The following is a 19,616-nucleotide window of genomic DNA, read 5'->3' as shown; positions in this document are numbered from 1 at the left end:
CACCAGGATCGCAGCCCCGCCCAGGAGGAAGCCGAACGGACTCAGCCGACCAGGGCCGGCACCAGGGCCGGTACCACCGCCGACATCAGCGCCGGCACCACCGCCACCGCGATCACGATGATCGTGGCGACGATGGCGAGCGCGGTGAGGACGGCAAGGAACACCGTCAGCCGGTTCATGCGCGTGTGCCTCGCTATTCGACCGTCACCGACTTGGCGAGGTTCCTCGGCTTGTCCACGTCGCAGCCGAGCTGGAGCGCGAGTTCGCGGGCGAGCATCTGCAGCGGGACGACGGCCTCGAGGGGACCCCACGGTGCGGTCGCGCGACCCCAGGCGAGGTCACCGGCGGCCCGAGGGGTCAGCGCCGGGATGTCCGAACCCTCGCCGCCGACCGTGATGACGAACCCGCCGCGGGCGCGGACCTCGGCGATGTTCGCCTGCAGCCGGTGCTCGCCGTGGTCGATCACGACGACGGGGGTGCCCTCGTCGACGAGGGCGAGCGGTCCGTGCTTGAGCTCGCCCGCCGGGTACGCCTCGGCCCACCGGTAGCTGAGCTCCTTGAGCTTCAGTGCGCCCTCGGCGGCGTACGGCAGACCGGCACCGCGGCCGAGGAACAGGAACCCGGTGGCGTCCTTGACGCTCGACACGAGCAGGGGGATGCGGTCGGCGGCGATCGCGGCGGCGTGGTCGATGCGTGCGGGCAGGTCGGTGAGTTCGGCGACGAGTGCTTCGGCCCGCGCCGTGTCGATCCGCCCGGAGGCCACGAGCGCGGAGATCACCGCGGCGACCCCGACGACGACCTGCGCCGTGAACGTCTTCGTCGCGGCGACACCGATCTCGGGCCCGGCGTGGCAGTCCAGGACCGCGTCGGCGCGGCGCGCGAGCGAGGAGTGCACGTTGTTCGTGAGGGCGAGCACCGGGTGCCGGTCCTCGAACCGGTCGAGTGCGCGGAGCACGTCGGCGGTCTCACCCGACTGGCTGATCGCGACGACGAGGGTGCCGGATCCGAGCACGGCCTGGTCGGCCTCGCTCGCGACGACGATGTCCGTCGGGACGCCGCCGATGCCGCGGAGCGCCGTGGCGATCACCTGCCCGGCGTTGAGGGAGGTCCCGCACGCGACGATCGCGAGCCGGTGGAACCCCGGGAGGCCGAGGCCGACCCACATGCTGCCGTCGGCTGCCCGGCGGGCGACGCGGTCGAGGATCGAGGCGACCACGGCGGGCTGCTCCTCGATCTCCTTCGCCATGTGGTCCGGGTGGTCGCCCAGGTCGAGCGCGGTCGCGGCGAACGGCGACGGCGTCGGGAACGGTACCGGTACGGCGATGCCGTCGGACGACCAGGTCCAGGCCTCGCCGAGTTCGACGACGTCGCCGTCGCGGAGCGCCACGAACGTCTCGCACCACTCGGCGATCGCACCGATGTCGCTCGCCACGAAGTCACCCCGGGCCGAGCGGGCGACGACGAGCGGGGATCGCTGCGCCGCGACGACCATGCGGCCGTCCCGGGCGTCGAGCACGACGATCGCCCACGAGCCCTCGAGCTGCGCGGTCGCGATCTGGACGGCGAGCATGAGGTCCGGATCGACGGCGAGCGCTCGCTCGACGAGGTGCGAGATGACCTCGGAGTCGACGTCGGACGAGAACACGTGCCCCTGCGCCTCCAGGGTGGTGCGCAGCCGGTCGGCGTTCTCGACGATGCCGTTGTGCACGATGCTGATCCGACCGGTGCAGTCGGCGTGCGGGTGTGCGTTCGCCTCGCGGACCACGCCGTGGGTCGCCCACCGGGTGTGCCCGATGCCGACACCGGTCAACGCGTCACCGGACCGCGCGGACACCAGCGTCCGGAGGTCACCCACGCGGGAGACGGAGCGGATCGTCTCGGTCCGACCGGAAGCGGTGCGGACCGCGATCCCGGCGGAGTCGTAGCCGCGGTACTCGAGTCGTTCGAGGCCGTCGAGCAGGTAGGGCGTCGCGTCGTCGGAGACGCGGGCCGCGATGATGCCGCACATCTGGGTTCCCTTCGGGTGGGGAGGAGCAGCGAGTGTGGAGGAGCAAGCAGTGGGGGAGTGCTGTGGGGGAGGTGCGGCACCGACCGCCGCCGGGTCTGCCGTGCGTCCGGTCCGCCGGCCCGGACCGCCGCCCGTCCTCGGATCAGGCGAGGACGGACGACGGCGTACGTGGGCCGACGGTTCGGGTACCGGACGGGGTACCACGGGCTGGCTCCGGGGGGGACACGGCGGTCGGTGCAGGAGAAGCCTCACCCGGCGTCGGTGACACGGCAACGGTCCCGCCCCGCTCTTGCGGTTCCCCGCGTGCGGGCTGCGAGCACCTGCGGACGCGTGCGGTCTCCCGCAACCACGGAACGGACTGGAGGCGCGGTGCCAGCTGGCACCGCGCCTCCAGTCCGTTAGGGAGTCGCGTTCAGATCACGTGAGCAGCGCGACCAGGTGCGACCGCGAACGCGCCCCCACCTTCCGGTAGATCTGCGTCAGCCGCAGCTCCACCGTCCGCTGCGACATGAAGAGCGACGACGCGATCTCGCGGTTGCGGTACCCCTCCGTCACCTTCTGCACGACGGCGCGCTCCTCCGCGGTGAGCGAGGTGAGCACCGCCGAGGCGTCCGGCGCGCTCCGGGGCGTGCCCGGCATCGCCGCGGACAGGACCGGACCGGAGCGCAGCGACGTCGGCGAACCGAACGACGGCATCGCGACCGTCGCTGCGGGCGTGGCGAGCGGACGCCGGAGCCCCGCTGCCTCGTACGCTGCCGCGGCGGCGGCCCCGAGGCGCGGACGGTCCGTCGGGCTCCCCACGGCGGCGAGCGCCGCGAGGGTCCGGGCCCGCTCGAACTGCGAGTCGTGCGGCTGGAACAGTTCCAGCGCCCGACGACGAGCGGTGTCGCGGGTGGTGTCGTCGGCTACGAGTGCGAGGCTCCGGGCCAGCACGAGCGCACCCCAGCGGGACGGCCGTGCGTGGTGGTCCGCCGCCAGCCGTGCCGCGATGGTCCGGGCGTCGTCGATCCGGTCGAGGCGCGTGTACGCCTCCACCAGGTCGCCGAGGTGCCGGAGCACCGCCGGGTTCCGCAGCGACCGGCCGATGGCGTCGGCGGCCTCGAGGGACGCCGCTGCCTCCTCGACGCGTCCGTCGAGCAGCAGCACCCGGCCACGCAGGGCGTGCAGCTTGGCGGTCGCACCCCACAGGCGGTTCGTGGACCGCTGCGCCAGGCACCGGTCGACGACCTCGAGCGCCTCGGGGGAGCGCCCCTCGGCGAAGTGCCGCCACGCGATCGCGATCGCCCGGGACGGCTCGCGGAGCCGCTCGACGACCGACGAGCCGGCCTCCCACACGTCGATCGCGCGGAGCGCCTGCCGGAAGTTCCCGGAACGCACCTCGTTCTCGGCGGACAGGTAGCGGGCCGCCTCGGTCCACACCGGCATCGCCTCCTGTCCCCGTGCGAGGACGAGGGCGAAGACGCGGCGTGCACTGCGGTACCGCTCGGCGATGCTCAGCGCGTGGGCGAGGAGCAGCAGGGCGGGGTCCGACATGCCGAGGAGCGTCGCGGTGGACAGCCCGTCGTGCAGCTCGGTGTCCGCCGGCAGGGTGCCGTCGACGGCGGCGATGAGCTCGCGGGCCGTCGTCGTGATCTCCCGGGTGTGCTCGGACGCGGACCGCCGGAGCAGTTCGGCCCGGGCGAGGAGGTCCCGTGCGTGGTCGAGTTCCCAGGCCTCGGCCCGGAAGCAGGCGACCATCGCCAGGAGCCCACCCACGGCGTCGGCCTCGGCGGCGTCCTCCGGGTCGACCGGCACGAGGAGTTCGTCCGCATGCACGGCGTCACCGCTGAGGTACTGCACCGAGTACTCCAGACGGAGCCGACGGGTCTCGTCGGCCATCGTCCGGAACGGCCGGATCGCGGCGAGGTACCGCGCGGCGAAGCCGAGCAGCCGGTTCGCCAGCAGTGCCTCGGTCACGCCGAGGAGCGCCACGTGCTCGTCCTCGGTGCCCCCGCCGATGTGCAGCGCACGCTCGGTGAGGACGATCGCGGCCTGGGCGTTGCCGTCCACCACGTAGGACCGTGCCGCACGCAGCAGGGCGGTCACGTCGGGGACGTCGTCGACGAAGCTGCGGTGCCAGGCGGTCGCACGCGGGTCCGACTCGGCGCTCGCCGCGGCCAGCTCCGTGTGGGCTGCCCGTCGGTCCCGTGCCGGCATCCGCCAGTACAGCGCGGAGCGGACGAGGGGATCGCGCACGGAGACGGTCTGGCCCTTGACGGACGTGAGTCCGGCGTCGGCGAGGTCGTCGAGTTCGTCGCGGTCCCACCCGGCGGTCTTCGCCACGGGGACGAGCGCCAGTCGTGCGAGGACGTCCAGATCGCGTCCCGCAACGGAGCCGAGCGCCAGGGCCGCGATGGCCTCGGTGGTCGGCGTCGGGCGGAGCGGCAGCACGAGCGGCTCGGAGCCGTTCAGCTGCTCGCGGCTGAGCACGGCGAGCTGCTCCTGCAGTGCGCCGGGGTTGCCGCCGGTCTCCTGGGCGAGGACCGCGAGGACGCCGTCGTTCGCCTCCTCAGGAGCCATGGCACGGGCGAGCACGAGTGCCTCGTCCGCGGGCAGCGGTTCGATCCGCAGCATCGGCAGGGCCGCGAGCGGTCCGTCCGACGGCACGGTGCGGACCGTGGCGACGACGCGGAGTGCGGTGCCGGCGAGCCGGGACGCGACGAACGCGATGAGCTCCTGGCTCTCCACGTCCATCCGGTCGAGGTCGTCGATCAGCACGAGCGTCGGCGGCAGGGTCAGGGCGTGCACGGCGTCGAGGAAGTCGTGCGCCGCGGCGAGCCCCGGCGTCTGCCGATCCTCGGGCGCGGTCCCCTGGAGGAGGTGCGCGATGTGTGCCGTCGCCCGGGGGTCGTCGAGTGCGGTGAAGAGCGAGGTGACGCCGGCCAGTGGCCAGTGGGACTCGCTCCCGTTCACACCGACGCGGACGACGGGGAGGGAGACGCGGTTCGAGACCGCGTCGAGGACGCTGCTGCGTCCGGAACCAGGGTCGCCGACGACGACCATCGCTGACTCACGAGGGAGTACAGCGAGGGTCGCGATCCGGTCGACCTCGAGACGGCGACCGGTGAGTCCCATGACTCACCGGCCTCCGGGTCCGGAAGCGGATGCGGCGGAGAGAGACCGGGTGCCGACGCGGTGGTTCGCCGCGTGGAGGGCCGGACGTGAGGCGGCGAGGGAACGCGCGCCGGAGCTGTCGGTAGTTGAATGCGGTCGACGAGTGAGGGTGCACTCGGTTCCGCTCGGGAACGATGAAGTCATCGTCTGTATCACCCCTCGGGTTAGGGTCTTCGGACGAAGCACGACCGGTCCGGTGGTCCGTTCGGAGCTAGGGACTCCGACGCGGCTCCTGACCTGTCGCCTGCAAGCAAGATAACTCAGGTTTCGACCGGGTTGGCCAGTCTCCGCAATCCGATGTCACCCCCCGGTGCCCCCAGTCCGGGGGGCCGTGTGACCCCCACGGGGGTGACTTCCGGGGCGCCGTGGTACGAAAACGGGGTACAGGGGTGTCCCCTCCGGGGTGGACCTGCGGCGTCAGCGCCGGATGACCTCGACCACGGCGTCGTGCACGAGGCCGTTCGTCGCGAGGGCGCTGCCGTGCCACGGCCCCGGGTCGCCGTCGAGTGAGGTGAAGCGGCCGCCGGCCTCCTCGACGATCGGCACGAGTGCCGCCATGTCCCACGGCTTGAGGTCGGGCTCGCCAGCGATGTCGAGGACCCCCTCGGCGACGAGCATGTACGACCACATGTCCCCGTACGCCCGCGTGCGCCAGACCTTGCGGGACAGTTCGATCAAGGTGTCGAGCCGGTCGTCGTCGTCCCACTGCTGGATGCTGTTGTAGCTCAGGCTGGCGTCGGCGAGGGTGTCGACGCCGGAGACCCGGAGCGGGCCGTCGAACGAGTGCGCTCCCTGCCCCTCCGCCGCCCACCAGCGCTTGCCGAGGGCGGGGGCGCTCACGACGCCGAGGACCGGCCGGCCGTCGACGGCGAGCGAGATGAGCGTCGCCCAGACCGGCACGCCACGGAGGTAGTTCGCGGTGCCGTCGATCGGGTCGACGACCCACTGGCGGTGCCCCTCGCTGACGGCCTCGGCACCGGTGTCCGCCGTGGTCTCCTCGCCGAGGAACGCGTCGTCCGGGCGCTCGGTCGCCAGCCGCTCGCGCAGCGCCCGCTCGACGGCCTGGTCGGCGTCGGTGACGTGCGTGCTGTCGGCCTTCTTCGACACGTGCAGGTCGGCGGCACGGAACCGCTCAAGGCTGATGGCGTCCGCGGTGTCGGCGAGGGAGCGGGCGAAGTCCAGGTCGGCGCTGAGGTCCACGCCCGCCAGCGTAGCGGCCTACGCCGCCACGACCTCTTCCTCCTCCAGGGCGGTGACCTCGCGGTCGCGGGCGATGCGGGCCCGGCGCGCGACGAGCCCGTGCACGACGACGCAGAGCAGCACGGCGGCGGCGAGCCAGAGCGCGAGGACGAGGGACGACCGGCCGAGCGAGGCGCCGGGGAAGTACTGCAGGTCCTGGGCTGCCTGCAACCAGGCGGCGCCGCTCCAGAAGGTGTTGAGTCCTGCGAAGAAGCCCGGCTGGAACGCTGGCTGGAAGATGCCGCCCGAGGACGTGAAGTTGAGCATCACGAAGAGCATCGTGAGGATCGGTGTCGTCCACCGCCCGAGGAGCGGGTGCAGGCCGACGCCGAGCGCGACGATGATCGCGTCGTACATCCACGCGAACAGGAAGATCTCCCAGCGGTGCGTGGTGATGATCCCGTAGAGCGGGCCGGCGATCACGATCCCGATGCCGGCGACGACCCCGGCGGTCGCGAGGCCGATCACCGCCGTCCACAGCGGGCGGAGACGGGCGGCGAACGCGGCCACGGCGATCGCGGACGCGTAGCCGCCGACGCTCAGGGCCACGAGGAGGAAGAAGAGTCCCTGCCCGGTGGTGTCCTGCTCGCCCGAGGGGACGACGTCCTGCACGGTGAAGGGCAGGTGCGCCTGGTACGCGATCGGCATGAAGATCTTCTGCGCAGCGGTCGCGGTGGTCTCCGATGCGGCGGTGGAGACGTAGAGCGTCGCACCGGACGTCCCGGGGGCGTAGACCGCGGCGAGCTCGCGGTCGCGGACCTGTCGTTCGGCCTCGGCGGTCGAGGACACCACGTGCGTGACGAGGGCGCCGTCCGACTGGTCGGTGACGGTCTGGGCGAACACCTGCGTCGCCGCGCCCTGACCGATGATGCCGACGGGGAGGTCGTGCAGCGTCGGGGCGTGGAAGGCGCCGAGGTAGGCCAGGCCCATGCCGACGGCCAGGAACAACGGCACGAGGATGTGCGAGCCGAAGCTCAGCAGGATGCGACCGAGGCCCTGCGGACGGATGACCGACGGGCCGCTCGGCTCCCGCGGACTCCTGGAGGACCGGGGTGCGGCGTGCGAGTGGGGCTGGGCGGGGGAGGTGTGCACGTGCGACGTCGTTGTCGTCATGGTGGAGGACGGGGCGTCGACGGCGGGGGTCGGCGCAAAGTTGTACTTTGCAACTTCAGACACGAAGGGCAACTGTACAACGCCGGTGCGCACCTGTCGACCCGGCCCGACCTCGCACCGTGCGAGGTCGGGTTCGGAGCAGGCGAGGTTCCGTGCACCGTGGGAGGGCTCCGGCCTCGCACGCAGCGCGGAACCTCGCACACTGCGCGGAGCCGGGCTACTCCAGGCCGGGGTCGGACGCGCCCATGCCGGTCAGGAGCGCCCGGAAGGAGTCGAGCCGCTCGACACCGGTCGGCCCGAGCTCGCCGTCCTGCACCCGGTCGACGATCTCCCAGTCGTGCGCCTGGTCGAGCGGGATGCCGTCCGCGGGCTCCCGGACGGGGACGGCGTGCGAGGCGAAGGCCCGGAAGACGTTCGCGGGGTCGACGTGTCCGAGCCCGAAGGACCGCACGCCCGGTGTGTCGATGATCCAGCCGCCGTCCCGCACCTGCAGCGCGATGGACGACGACGAGGTGTGCCGCCCCCGACCGGTGACCGAGTTGACGACCCCGGTCGCGCGGGAGGACCCGGTCAACGCGTTCACGAGCGTCGACTTCCCGACGCCCGAGTGCCCGACGGTCACGGTGACCTTGTCGTCGAGGACTTCGTGCAGGGCGTCGAACGGCACGTCGTCCGAGCGGCTCGTCACGATGCGCAGGTCCAGGCAGGCGAAGTGCGCGAGGAACGCCGTGGGATCGGCGAGGTCGGTCTTGGTGATGCAGAGGATCGGGTCGAGGCCCGCGTCGAACGCGGCCACGAGGTACCGGTCGATCAGGCGGGTGCGCGGCTCGGGGTCGGCGGCGGCCACGACGATGAGCATCTGGTCGGCGTTCGCCACGATGACGCGCTCGACCTCGTCGGAGTCGTCGGCGCTGCGGCGCAGCAGTGTGCTGCGCTCGGCGACCTTCACGATGCGGGCGAGCGACCCCGGTTCCCCGGAGACGTCGCCGGCGAGGTGGACGGTGTCGCCGGTGACGACGGACTTCTTCCCGAGTTCACGCGCCTTCGTGGCCGTGATGACCCGGTCGCCGACCAGCACGCCGAACCGGCCGCGGTCGACGTTCGTCACCCAGCCGGTCGGGGCGTCGTCGTACGTCGGCCGGACCTTCGTACGTGGTCGGTTGCCCTTCGGGTTCGGACGGACCCGCACACTCGACTCGTCGTACTGCCCGTACGGTTCGTCCGCGTCCGTGTCGTCCCCGTCGACGTCGTCCCACCAGCTCATCGGATCACCTCTCGGCCGGAGCGGACGAAGCCGGACCCGACGACGCCACCAGCGCCGCCCACAGCTCCGGGAACTGCGGCAGCGTCTTCGCGGTCGAGCCGATGTCGTCGACGGCGACGCCGTCGACGACGAGGCCGACGATCGCGCCGGCCGTCGCCATCCGGTGGTCGTCGTACGCGCCCCAGTCACTGCCGTGGAGCGCGGCAGGCTCGATCCGGAGGCCGTCGTCGAGTTCCTGCACCGCGCCTCCAGACCGGTTGACGTCCGCGGCGAGCGCGGCGAGACGGTCCGTCTCGTGCCCACGCAGGTGACCGATCCCGGTGATCTCCGTGGGACCGCCGGCCAGCGCCGCGAGCGCGACGAGCGCCGGGGCGAGTTCACCGCCGCGGCTGAGGTCCAGGTCGAGACCCGGGAGGGAGGCGCCACCTCGGATCCCGACGCCGCCGTCGAACACGAGGTCGTCGCCGTCCCGCGTGACGGTCGCGCCCCACAGGGGCAGGAGCGTCTCGAGGTCGGCCCCGACCTGCGTGGTCGACGTCGGCCAGGTGCGGATGCGGACGGAGCCGCCCGCAACGAGCGCGGCGGCCGCGAACGGTGCGGCGTTCGACAGGTCGGGCTCGATGGTCACGTCGCGCGCCGCGATCGGCCCGGGGTGCACGACCCACTCGCCGACGGCGGGCTGGTCGACGCGGACGCCGCGGGCGCGGAGCACGTCGACCGTCATGTCGATGTGGGGCAGGCTCGGCAGGTGCTCGCCGACGTGCGTGAGGTGCAGCCCCTCGTCGAACCGCGGAGCGGACAGCAGCAGCCCGGAGACGAACTGGGACGACGCCGACGCGTCGATGGTCAGGGCGCCGCCACGGACCGAGCCGGTGCCGGTGAGCGCGAACGGCATCGCTCCGCCGCCGTCGTCGGTGACGTCCACCCCGAGGTCGACGAGCGCCTGGATGATGGCGTGCATCGGGCGCTTCCGCGCGTACGGGTCGCCGTCGACCGTCACCGGCCCGACCGCCAGTGCGGCGAGGGGCGGCAGGAAGCGCATGACCGTGCCGGCGAGCCCGCAGTCGAGCCGCACGTCGCCGTGCATCGGAGCCGGCGTGATGCGGAGGTCCGGGCCGTAGGGGTTGTCGCCCTGCAACTCCTCGATCCCGACGCCGAGCTGCCGGAGCCCCGCGATCATCAGCGCGGAGTCGCGGGAGTGCAGCGGGAGGTGGATCGTGGACGGGCCGTCGGCGAGGGCGGCGAGCACGAGCTCCCGGTTCGTCAGCGACTTCGACCCGGGCAGCGACACGTCGCCGCGCAGGGGACCGCGTGCGAGCGGTGCGATCCAGGGCTCGGTCCGGGACTGGGAATGCGTCGTGGCTGCCATCGGTTCACAAGGGTACTGAACGCACCGGGAGGATCATTGGCGACAGCAACACTCGCACGGCCCCGAACCGCCGTGCCCGCCGAGCCGACGACGCTCGGGGACGCCCGCGGCCTAGACTTGGCGGCGATGACGACCGACGAACCGCAGGCAGCACCGCACGACCTGGTCGCGGAGACCGAGGCGCAGCTCGACGCGGTCTCCGAGGAGCAGGAAGCGCTCGAGACGGACGACGTCGTCGACGCGAAGACCGTCTCCGACGCCGAACTCCGCTCCCTCTTCGAGGACCAGGCGCTGCCCTTCATGGACCAGCTCTACGGTGCCGCGATGCGGATGACCCGCAACCCGGCCGACGCCTCCGACCTCGTGCAGGAGACCTTCGTCAAGGCGTTCGCGGCGTTCCGGCAGTTCAAGCAGGGCACGAACCTGAAGGCCTGGCTGTACCGGATCCTCACGAACACGTTCATCAACACGTACCGCAAGAACCAGCGCAACCCGTACCAGGGCACCATCGACGAGCTCGAGGACTGGCAGCTGGGCGGCGCGGAGAGCGTGACGCAGTCGATCTCGGCGCGTTCCGCCGAGGCCGACGCCATCGACCACCTGCCGTCCTCCGCCGTGAAGGACGCGTTGCAGGCCATCCCCGAGGACTTCCGGATGGCCGTCTACTTCGCCGACGTCGAGGGGTTCTCGTACCAGGAGATCGCCGACATCATGAAGACCCCCGTGGGCACGGTCATGAGCCGTCTCCACCGTGGACGCCGACTCCTCCGGGGGCTCCTGGCGGACCATGCACGTGAGACCGGCATCGTCCCGGACGCAGCGTCGACGGCGACGATGCGCGGACGCGGCCGGAAGGTTGCTGCGACCTCGGGTCGCGTCGAAGGGAAGGAAGCACGATGAGCGGCTGCGACTGCTCGAAGGCGAAGGCCGAGCTCGAGGAGTTCCTGCACGGGGAGCTCTGCCGCGAGGACGCGGCGGACATCCGTGAGCACATGGAGGACTGCGAGGACTGCACGACCGAGCACCGCGTCGGCGTGGTCCTGATCGAGACGGTCCGTCGCGCGTGCAAGGAGACGGCTCCCGACCAGTTGCGGAGTGAGATCCTCGCCCGGATCCGGGTGGAGCAGGCGACCCACTGACACCGCTGCCGGGCGTCAGCGTCCGGCTGCGAAGTGCTCGGCGACTGCTGCGGCGTCGAGCACGCGGTCGTAGACCCGGGCGCTGTCGATGTCCCCGGTGAAGTTGTACGTGCCCGCACCCGGCCAACTCGCGAGTGTTCCTCGACCAGTTCGCCAGTGGCCGTCGTACTGCCGGAGAGTGATCGCGTCCGTACGGCGCGCAGCGAACTGGCCGTCGACGTACAGCGTCATCGACCGGGCTTCGAAGGTCGCGACGGCGTGGTGCCACGACCCGTCGGCGACGGTACCCGCTCCGATGGCGAAGTTGAACGCGTTCGAACCCTGCACCCCGAAGCGCAGCACCCCGGTGGAGTCGACGTAGAGGTGGCGATCGCGGTACGTCGACGCCGGCGCGGTGTCGGACGTGAAGCCGAAGATCCGGCCCCCGGATGAGTCTGCGGAGCGGAACCACACCTCGATCGAGAACACCTGCGGTCCGGCGACCTTCGTGTCGGTGAGGGCGTAGTCGTCGGTGCCCGTGCTCGGGTAGGTGCTCCACGGGTTCCCGGAGCAGTCCTGGTCGACCCGCGACGCACGACCGACGAACCGGCCGTCCGCGCCGTGGCCGCTGACGTCGCGGACGAGCGGCCCGTCCTTCTCCGCGAAGTCCCACGCCAGGACCGCGCCGTCGGTGTCGCGGTGGAAGCACGCGAACGACTCGGCCGTGCCCAGCGCGGCCGCCGTCCCCGTCGCACCGCTGAACCCGGCCCCGGCGGTGCTGCCGGTGACGGCGACGAGCAGGACCGCGGCGATCACGGGGAACGCCATCGCGTTCGTCGAACGCTCCTCCGCTCCGATCGCGGTGGCGTGCAGGTCCCAGCGCGGCGCGCCGCAGCGAGGACAAGGTTCGCCGGACCGCAGGGCTCGGTCGCTCCGAGCGACGACGGCGAGTGCGCCGGCGGCGAGGGCAGCCGTGACGAGGGTGAGCCAGTCGCCGTTCCGGATCCACACCGACGGCAGACCGACGAACGGGAAGCGGAGGACGCCGACGCCGAGCACGGCCCCGGGACGGACGGCTGTCCGGTCCGGTTCCGGGTTGGCATCGCCCCGGAGTCGGAGCCCGCCGTCGGCCTCGATGCGTTCGAGGCGGTGCAGCCGACGGCGGTCGTCGTGGTCCGGGTCCGCCACGAGCAGCACCTGGCCGGTCGAGACGGACGTGCCGTCGACGGGCAGGGCGGCCACGACGTCTCCCGCACGGACGGCGGGCGCCATCGACTCGGAGACCACGGTGGTCATGCGCCAGTCGAACGCGGCCGGGAGCATCGCCCACACGGCGAGGAGGAGCACCGACCAGAGCACGGTCCGAGCGGTGACCGCGAGGAGCAGCCGGGGCAGGTCGCCGGCGCACCGTACGGTGGTCGGGTTCCGGGTCATCGGCTGCTCCTCGGGGTCGGGCGGGCTGCTGTTGTCGGTGTCCGGTCGGGTCAGGCCGTCTGGGCTTCCCAGACGAACGTCGTGCCGACCTCGGACTCCTGCGCGGTGTTCGGGGTGGCGTCGTCGAGGTCGTAGCTGAACCGGTAGGTCGTGCTCGTCGTGCCGACGGCGGGCTGCCAGTCGTCGACGCCGCTGCCGAACGCGTCCGTGTCCATCAGTTCGGCGAGCGTGCCGTCGTGCACCGTCGAGCCGGCGGTGAAGGTGCTGCAGTCACCCGGCGTACCGAGCGTGCCGCGCTCGACGGTCATGCCGAGGTACTGCCCGATGTCGGACGGGTCGGTCTGGTCCGCCGTGTACAGCTTCACGGTCGAGGCGTTCGTCGTGTCGGCGGTGACGGTGATGCAGTTCTGGCCGGAGGACCCGGGCACGAGGTCGTCGGCGGAGAACAGCGCCGTGCCCTGGTCGTCGTCGGTCAGCGACACGGCGCCGGTGCGCCAGGCGTTGCCGGCGTTCTCCGTGGTGTCGGAGAAGGCGGCGTACGAGGCCGTCGCGATGACGGCGGCGCTGGCCACGACGGCGAGGGGGAGGGCGATCCAGGCCGCGGTGCGGCCGTGACGGGCGGTGAGGTGCATGGTCGGTCCTGTCGTCGGGAGGTTCACCTGTTTGGTGATATGCCAACAGTGTATATCAATACGGAATGCGATGGAACAGTTCCCGTCGCAACACGCCCACCACCCCGGGTAGGGTCGCGTCCATGACCCTCTCCGCCGAGTCGATCGCCACCTGGTCCGACACGGACGTCGCCGACGTCGCCGCCCTCGTCCGCCTGTTGGGACACGAGGTCGACGACGCCTCGATGCGCGCCCGGCTCGAACGCCTCACGGCCGAGGCTGGGCACCGGACATGGCTGATCCGGGACGAGGACGGGCGCGCGGTCGCGGTCGCCGGCGCCCAGGTCACCTGGGCGTACGCGAGCGACGAACCGACGGCGCAGCTCCTCCTGCTGGTCGTCGACCCGTCAGCCAGGAGGCTCGGCACGGGTTCCGCGCTCATCGGTACCTTCGAGACGTGGGCGGTCGAGCAGGGCGCGCGTCGCCTCAGTGCCGTCAGTGCGGCCGCGACGGACAGCGCGCACCGCTTCTACCAGAAGCGCGGGTACCACGACGCCGGGGTGCGCTACACCAAGATCGCGTAGCGGGAGACTGGAACGCAAAACACCGGTGTTCGTCGGTGGAACACCCGCATGACGCGGTGCGTTCGACGAACACCGGTGTTTTGCGCCGCTCCTAGCTCAACGCCTTCGCGATGACCTCGGTGGCCTCCTGCGCGGATCGCTTCGAGGACCCCGTGGCCGGTGCGGCACTCGCGGCACGTGCGGCGACCGACAGCGGCCGGCCGTCCAGGTGCGGTGACAGGTTCATGCAGACGAACGGCCAGGCACCCTGGTTCTCCGGCTCCTCCTGCGCCCACACGACGTCGGCGTCCGGGTAGCCGGCCAGGACCTCGAGGATGCGCTCGAGGGGCAGCGGTGCGAGCTGCTCGAGGCGCACGAGGGCGACGTCGGTGGCCCCGCGCTTCTCGACCTCGGCCCGCAGGTCGTGGTGCACCTTGCCCGAGTGCAGGACGACACGGCGCACGGCGGACCTGTCGGCCACGCGGTCGTCGTCGATGACCTCCTGGAAGGTGCCGGTCGTGAAGGCGTCCACCGCGCTCGTCGCCTGGCGCAGCCGGAGCATGGCCTTCGGCGAGAAGACGATGAGCGGCTTCTGCGGACGCTCCCAGGCCTGGCGGCGCAGCAGGTGGAAGTACGACGCCGGGGTCGACGGCCGTGCCACCACCATGTTGTCCTCGGCGCAGAGCTGCAGGTACCGCTCGATGCGGGCGGACGAGTGGTCCGGTCCCTGGCCCTCGTAGCCGTGGGGGAGCAGGAGCACGAGGCCGGAGCGCTGTCCCCACTTCTGCTCGGCGGAGGAGATGAACTCGTCGATCACGGTCTGGGCGCCGTTCGCGAAGTCGCCGAACTGCGCCTCCCAGAGCACGAGTGCCTCGGGACGCTCGACCGAGTAGCCGTACTCGAACGCCATCGCCGCGTACTCGCTGAGGAGCGAGTCGTAGATGTACAGGCGTGCCTGGTCCTCGGTGAGGTTCGCGAGCGGCAGCCACTCCTGGCCGTTCACCCGGTCGTGGAACACGGCCTGGCGCTGGACGAAGGTGCCGCGACGGGCGTCCTGGCCTGCGAGCCGCACGGGCTTGCCCTCGACGAGCAGCGAGCCGATCGCCATGAGCTCGGCCATCGCCCAGTCGATACCGCCGTTGCGCGTCATGTCGGTGCGCTTCGACAGCAGCTGCTGGAGCTTCGGGTGGATCGAGAATCCGGCCGGCGGGTTGCTGTGCGCATCGCCGATCGCGTGCACGAGTTCCTCGGAGACCGCGGTGTCGTGCACCTCGTTCTCGGAGTCGTCGCGCTGCGCGGCGGGGCGTTCGAGCCCCTGCACGGCACCGTCGTCGTCCACCGTGATCACCGGGATCGTGCCGGTCTGTGCCTCGTGCGTCTCCGCGAAGGCACGCTCCAGGCGGTCCTGGAAGTCGCGGTGCGCCTCGTCGTACTCCTCTTGTGTGATGTCGCCGCGGCCGACGAGGGCCTCGGTGTAGAGGGTCCGGACGGAGCGCTTCGCCTCGATGAGGTTGTACATCATCGGCTGCGTCATCGAGGGGTCGTCGCCCTCGTTGTGGCCGCGGCGGCGGTAGCAGATGAGGTCGATGACGACGTCGCGGTGGAACTCCTCGCGGTACGCGAAGGCGAGCTCCGCGACGCGGGCCACGGCCTCGGGGTCGTCGCCGTTCACGTGGAAGATCGGCGCCTGGATCGTCTTCGCGACGTCGGTGGAGTACACCGAGCTGCGGGCTGACTCCGGCGGGGTGGTGAACCCGACCTGGTTGTTGATGACGAGGTGCACGGTGCCGCCGGTGCGGTAGCCGCGCAGCTGGGACATCTGCAGCGTCTCGACCACCACGCCCTGGCCCGCCATGGCCGCATCGCCGTGCACGAGCACGGGGAGGACCCCGAACGTGCCCGGCGCCTCCCGGTCCTGCTTGGCGCGGACGATGCCCTCGAGCACACCGTCGACGGCCTCGAGGTGGGACGGGTTCGCGGCGATCGTCACCGGGATCGCGGTGCCGTCCGATGCACGGAACACGCCCTCGGTGCCGACGTGGTACTTCACGTCGCCCGAGCCCTGACCGGACACGGAGCCCGGGAGCGAGGAGCCCTCGAACTCGCGGAAGATCTGCCCGTACGTCTTGCCGGCGATGTTCGTGAGCACGTTGAGGCGTCCGCGGTGCGCCATGCCGATGGCGACCTCGTCGAGGCCGGCGGTGGCGGCGTGCTGGATGAGGGTGTCGAGGAACGCGATGGTCGACTCGCCGCCCTCGAGCGAGAACCGCTTCTGCCCGACGTACTTCGTCTGCAGGAAGGTCTCGAACGCCTCGGCCTCGTTGAGCTTGCCGAGGACCCGCAGCTGCTCGTCCTTCGACGGCTTCGAGTACGGGACCTCGATGTGGGCCTGCACCCAGCGACGCTGCTCCGGGTCCTGGATGTGCATGTACTCGATGCCGACCGTGCGGCAGTAGGCGTCGCGGAGGATCCCGAGGACGTCGCGCAACGGGGCGTTCGTGGTGCCGGCGAGGCCACCCGTGACGAACTCGCGGTCGAGGTCCCAGAAGGTCAGCCCGTGGCTCTCGATCTCGAGGTCGGGGTGCGTGCGCTGCCGGTACTCGAGCGGGTCGATGTCCGCCATCAGGTGCCCACGGACGCGGAAGCTGTTGATGAGCTCTTGCACGCGCGCTGTCTTGTTGACCCGGTGCGCCAGGTCGACGTTGATGTCGTTCGCCCACTGGATCGGCTTGTACGGGATCCGGAGCGCCGCGAAGATGCCCTCGTAGAAGCCGTGCTCGCCGATGAGTCGCTCGTGCACCTTCTTGAGGTACTCGCCCGAACCGGCGCCCTGGATGACGCGGTGGTCGTAGGTGCTCGTCAGCGTGATCGTCTTGCCGATGCCGAGTTCGACGAGGGTCTTCGACGCCGAGCCCTGGAACTGCGCGGGGTACTCGAGGGCGCCGGCGCCGATGATCGCACCCTGCCCCTTCGTCAGACGGGGGACCGAGTGCACCGTGCCGATCCCGCCGGGGTTCGTCAGGGAGATCGTCGTGCCCTGGAAGTCGGTCGGCGTGAGCTTGTTGTCGCGGGCGCGCTTGACGAGGTCCTCGTAGGCGGAGAGGAACTGGCCGAACGTCAGGGTCTCGGCGCGCTTGATGCTCGGGACGAGCAGGGAGCGTGTGCCGTCCTTCTTCGGGACGTCGATCGCGATGCCGAGGTTCACGTGTGCGGGCTGGACCACGAAGGGCTTGCCGTCGCGCTCTTCGTAGAACACGTTCTGGCTCGGGAAGTCCTTGAGCGCCTGGACCATCGCCCAGCCGATGAGGTGCGTGAAGGAGATCTTGCCGCCGCGCGCCCGGCGCAGGTGGTTGTTGACCACGATGCGGTTGTCGATCATCAGCTTCGCCGGGATCGTCCGCACGCTCGTCGCCGTCGGGACGGTCAGCGAGGCGTCCATGTTCGACGCCAGGGTCTTCGCCATACCCCGGAGCGGGGTGGCGACGTCCTCGTGGGTCTCTTCGTGGTCGTCGGCCTCGTCGTTCGCCTCGGCCGGGATCGGCTGCGGCGTCGGCTGGCGGGACGTGGTCTTCGCCTGGATGGGGCCGGACTTGGCCTCGGCGGGGGCGTCGCCAGTCGCGGGCTGCTGGGTCGACGACTGCTGGCCGCCGGACGGTGCCGGGGCGGACGTCGGAGCGGGCGCTGCCGGAGCGTCACCACCCTGCGTGCGGTGGTAGCTCTCGAGGACCGGCCACCAGGACTTGTCGACCGACTCCTTGTCCGCGACGAACTGCTCGTAGAGCTCGTCGACGAGCCACTCGTTCGCCCCGAATTCGCCCGCGGTCTCGTCCGTTCCGGTCAGATGGCTCGACACAGCCGATCGCCCACTCTCCGTCGATAGATGCTCGTGTGTGTCGTGCGCGGCAACCCTGCCCCGCACAGGTCCCAAGCCTAGCCGCTCACAGATGACCGTTCGGTGTCAGGACGAGGCGGGTCGCGCCTCCCGTCCGCCCGTCGCGCGTGTCGCGCCGGAGGCGTGCCGACCCGCCCAGACCGGCCACCCGACGGAGCCGTACAGTGGGGCGCATGAGGTTCTACGAGACGCGGCCGACACACGACCTGACCTACTCCGACGTCTTCCTCGTCCCCAGCCGGTCGGCGGTGACGAGCCGCTTCGACGTGGACCTCTCGACGAACGACGGCACCGGCGCCACCATCCCGATCGTCAGCGCGAACATGAACTCGGTGACCGGCCCGCGCCTCGCCGCGACCCTGGCCCGCCGTGGTGGTCTCGGCGTGCTGCCGCAGGACATGCACCTGCAGGACCTCGACGCGGCGATCCGGTGGGTGAAGGACCAGCCGGTCGACTTCGACACCGCCTACGACCTCGGCGCGGACACCACCGTCGCCGAAGCCCTCGAGCAGCTCCTGCCCGTCGCCGGTCGTGGCGTGGTCGTGCGGGACGCGTCGGGGGAGTACCTCGGCTGCGTGCCCGCCGGACGCCTCGGCACCGCCGGCCCCGACGCCACGCTCGGCGACCTGCTGCACGGCGCCTCGACCGCGATCGACGCCGAGGACGCCGGCACGCCCCGGCACGTGTACGACGTGCTGAGCGGCGCGGAGGTCGACTTCGCACCGGTGATGCGGCACGGCAAGGTCGTCGGCACCGTGAGCCAGACGAGCGCGATCCGCTCCGACATCTACACGCCGGCCGTCGACGCCTCCGGACGGCTCCGGGTCGCCGCGGCGGTCGGCATCAACGGCGACGTTGCCGCGAAGGCGCAGGCCCTCGCGGCCGCCGGGGTCGACGTGCTCGTCCTCGACACCGCCCACGGACACCAGGAGGGCATGCTCCGCGCCCTCCGCACCGTCGCTGCCCTGGGGCTCGACATCCCCCTCGTCGCCGGGAACGTCGTCACCGCCGACGCGGTCGCGCACCTCGTCGACGCCGGTGCGAGCATCATCAAGGTCGGTGTCGGGCCGGGCGCCATGTGCACCACCCGCATGATGACGGCCGTCGGTCGGCCGCAGTTCTCCGCGGTCCTCGAGACCGCCGCCGCCGCCCGGTCGCTCGGCGCGCACGTGTGGGCCGACGGCGGCGTCCGGTACCCCCGCGACGTCGCCCTCGCCCTGGCCGCCGGCGCCTCCGCCGTGATGATCGGTTCGTGGTTCGCGGGCACGCTCGAGGCACCCGGAGTGCTCCGTCGTGACGCCGCGGGCAAGGCCTACAAGGAGAGCTGGGGCATGGCGTCGGCGAAGGCCGTGCGCGAGCGGTTCGAGCGGCTCGACCCCTACGAGCGCGCTCGGAAGGCGCTCTTCGCCGAGGGCATCTCGTCGTCGACGATCTACCTCGACCCGGAGCGGCCCTCCGTGGAGGACCTGCTCGACATGATCACCGCCGGCGTGCGGAGCTCCGCGACGTACGCTGGCGCGTCCTCGCTCGCCGAGTTCTCCGAGCGGGCGCTCGTCGGCATCCAGTCGGCCGCCGGCTACGAGGAGGGCAAGCCGCTCCCCGTGAGCTGGTAGCGCGCTGCGCGCGCCGCCACTGTTCGCGAAAGCGACAGATGGACGCGGAAGGTTCGCGGCATTGTGTCGCCTTGGCGGGACGGACGGCGCCGCTCGGCGGCAGACTGTCGCTTTGGCGGGGTGGTGGCGACCACGGACGGACGGGAGGCGGGGGGGGCCCCGGGCCCCCCCCCCCCCGCCCGGGGGGGGGCCCGCCCCCCCCCCCCCCCCCCCCGGCCAAAAAACAAACCCCCCCCCCC

General features: G+C 71.7%; 14 protein-coding genes. 4 read left to right on the top strand and 10 right to left on the bottom strand.

The window, feature by feature from the left end; translation table 11 throughout:
* Window positions 1-41 precede the first annotated feature (41 nt).
* The 7 genes from ABIC61_RS16905 to aroA all read right to left on the bottom strand — a co-directional run bounded on the left by ABIC61_RS16905 (window position 42) and on the right by aroA (window position 10,146).
* A complete protein-coding gene (locus tag ABIC61_RS16905; RefSeq protein WP_354030854.1) occupies window positions 42-179 on the bottom strand; it encodes a hypothetical protein in 138 nt (45 codons plus the stop codon).
* A gap of 14 nt (window positions 180-193) precedes the next feature.
* The gene (gene glmS, locus ABIC61_RS16900; protein WP_354030853.1) at window positions 194-2,008 is read right to left on the bottom strand and encodes a glutamine--fructose-6-phosphate transaminase (isomerizing); all 1,815 of its coding nucleotides are present in this window, start codon (window positions 2,006-2,008) and stop codon (window positions 194-196) included.
* Between the two features lie 417 nt (window positions 2,009-2,425).
* Window positions 2,426-5,122, bottom strand: coding sequence for a helix-turn-helix transcriptional regulator (locus tag ABIC61_RS16895; RefSeq protein WP_354030852.1), 2,697 nt, complete (start codon window positions 5,120-5,122; stop codon window positions 2,426-2,428).
* 456 nt (window positions 5,123-5,578) lie between these two features.
* The gene (locus ABIC61_RS16890) at window positions 5,579-6,361 is read right to left on the bottom strand and encodes an inositol monophosphatase family protein (RefSeq protein WP_144749397.1); all 783 of its coding nucleotides are present in this window, start codon (window positions 6,359-6,361) and stop codon (window positions 5,579-5,581) included.
* Between the two features lie 18 nt (window positions 6,362-6,379).
* Window positions 6,380-7,576, bottom strand: coding sequence for an ABC-2 transporter permease (locus ABIC61_RS16885; protein ID WP_354030851.1), 1,197 nt, complete (start codon window positions 7,574-7,576; stop codon window positions 6,380-6,382).
* Between the two features lie 154 nt (window positions 7,577-7,730).
* Complete coding sequence (gene rsgA, locus ABIC61_RS16880) at window positions 7,731-8,777, bottom strand: ribosome small subunit-dependent GTPase A (protein WP_354030850.1); 1,047 nt, start codon at window positions 8,775-8,777, stop codon at window positions 7,731-7,733.
* A gap of 4 nt (window positions 8,778-8,781) precedes the next feature.
* Complete coding sequence (aroA, locus tag ABIC61_RS16875; RefSeq protein WP_354030849.1) at window positions 8,782-10,146, bottom strand: 3-phosphoshikimate 1-carboxyvinyltransferase; 1,365 nt, start codon at window positions 10,144-10,146, stop codon at window positions 8,782-8,784.
* A 126-nt stretch (window positions 10,147-10,272) separates the two neighbouring features.
* On the opposite strand from aroA, the gene ABIC61_RS16870 reads away from it, so the two are divergent.
* Both ABIC61_RS16870 and ABIC61_RS16865 read left to right on the top strand, forming a co-directional pair.
* A complete protein-coding gene (locus ABIC61_RS16870; protein WP_144749405.1) occupies window positions 10,273-11,046 on the top strand; it encodes a sigma-70 family RNA polymerase sigma factor in 774 nt (257 codons plus the stop codon).
* Window positions 11,043-11,285 (top strand): zf-HC2 domain-containing protein, encoded by a 243-nt coding sequence (locus ABIC61_RS16865; RefSeq protein ID WP_079236294.1) that lies wholly within the window; start codon window positions 11,043-11,045, stop codon window positions 11,283-11,285. Before ABIC61_RS16870 ends, ABIC61_RS16865 begins: the two co-directional genes overlap by 4 nt.
* A gap of 15 nt (window positions 11,286-11,300) precedes the next feature.
* Here the strand turns inward: ABIC61_RS16865 and ABIC61_RS16860 are convergent, their stop codons facing one another.
* Window positions 11,301-12,698: a LamG-like jellyroll fold domain-containing protein gene (locus ABIC61_RS16860; RefSeq protein ID WP_354030848.1), complete on the bottom strand. Its 1,398-nt coding sequence runs from the start codon at window positions 12,696-12,698 to the stop codon at window positions 11,301-11,303.
* A gap of 50 nt (window positions 12,699-12,748) precedes the next feature.
* Entirely contained in the window at window positions 12,749-13,330 is a 582-nt protein-coding gene (locus tag ABIC61_RS16855) for a hypothetical protein (protein ID WP_354030847.1), read from the bottom strand.
* Window positions 13,331-13,452: 122 nt separating this feature from the next.
* Between ABIC61_RS16855 and ABIC61_RS16850 the strand changes: the two genes are divergently transcribed.
* The gene (locus tag ABIC61_RS16850) at window positions 13,453-13,893 is read left to right on the top strand and encodes a GNAT family N-acetyltransferase (protein WP_354030846.1); all 441 of its coding nucleotides are present in this window, start codon (window positions 13,453-13,455) and stop codon (window positions 13,891-13,893) included.
* 91 nt (window positions 13,894-13,984) lie between these two features.
* On the opposite strand, the gene ABIC61_RS16845 is transcribed toward ABIC61_RS16850, so the two are convergent.
* The gene (locus ABIC61_RS16845; RefSeq protein WP_354030845.1) at window positions 13,985-17,725 is read right to left on the bottom strand and encodes a multifunctional oxoglutarate decarboxylase/oxoglutarate dehydrogenase thiamine pyrophosphate-binding subunit/dihydrolipoyllysine-residue succinyltransferase subunit; all 3,741 of its coding nucleotides are present in this window, start codon (window positions 17,723-17,725) and stop codon (window positions 13,985-13,987) included.
* A 212-nt stretch (window positions 17,726-17,937) separates the two neighbouring features.
* On the opposite strand from ABIC61_RS16845, the gene guaB1 reads away from it, so the two are divergent.
* A complete protein-coding gene (gene guaB1 / locus ABIC61_RS16840; RefSeq protein ID WP_354030844.1) occupies window positions 17,938-19,377 on the top strand; it encodes a GMP reductase in 1,440 nt (479 codons plus the stop codon).
* Window positions 19,378-19,616 lie beyond the last annotated feature (239 nt).

The sequence above is a fragment of the Curtobacterium sp. 1544 genome (assembly GCF_040544915.1).
GTDB lineage: Bacteria > Actinomycetota > Actinomycetes > Actinomycetales > Microbacteriaceae > Curtobacterium > Curtobacterium pusillum_C.
Note: the sequence above shows the minus strand (reverse complement) of the source record. Positions and strands in the feature narration are given on the sequence as shown.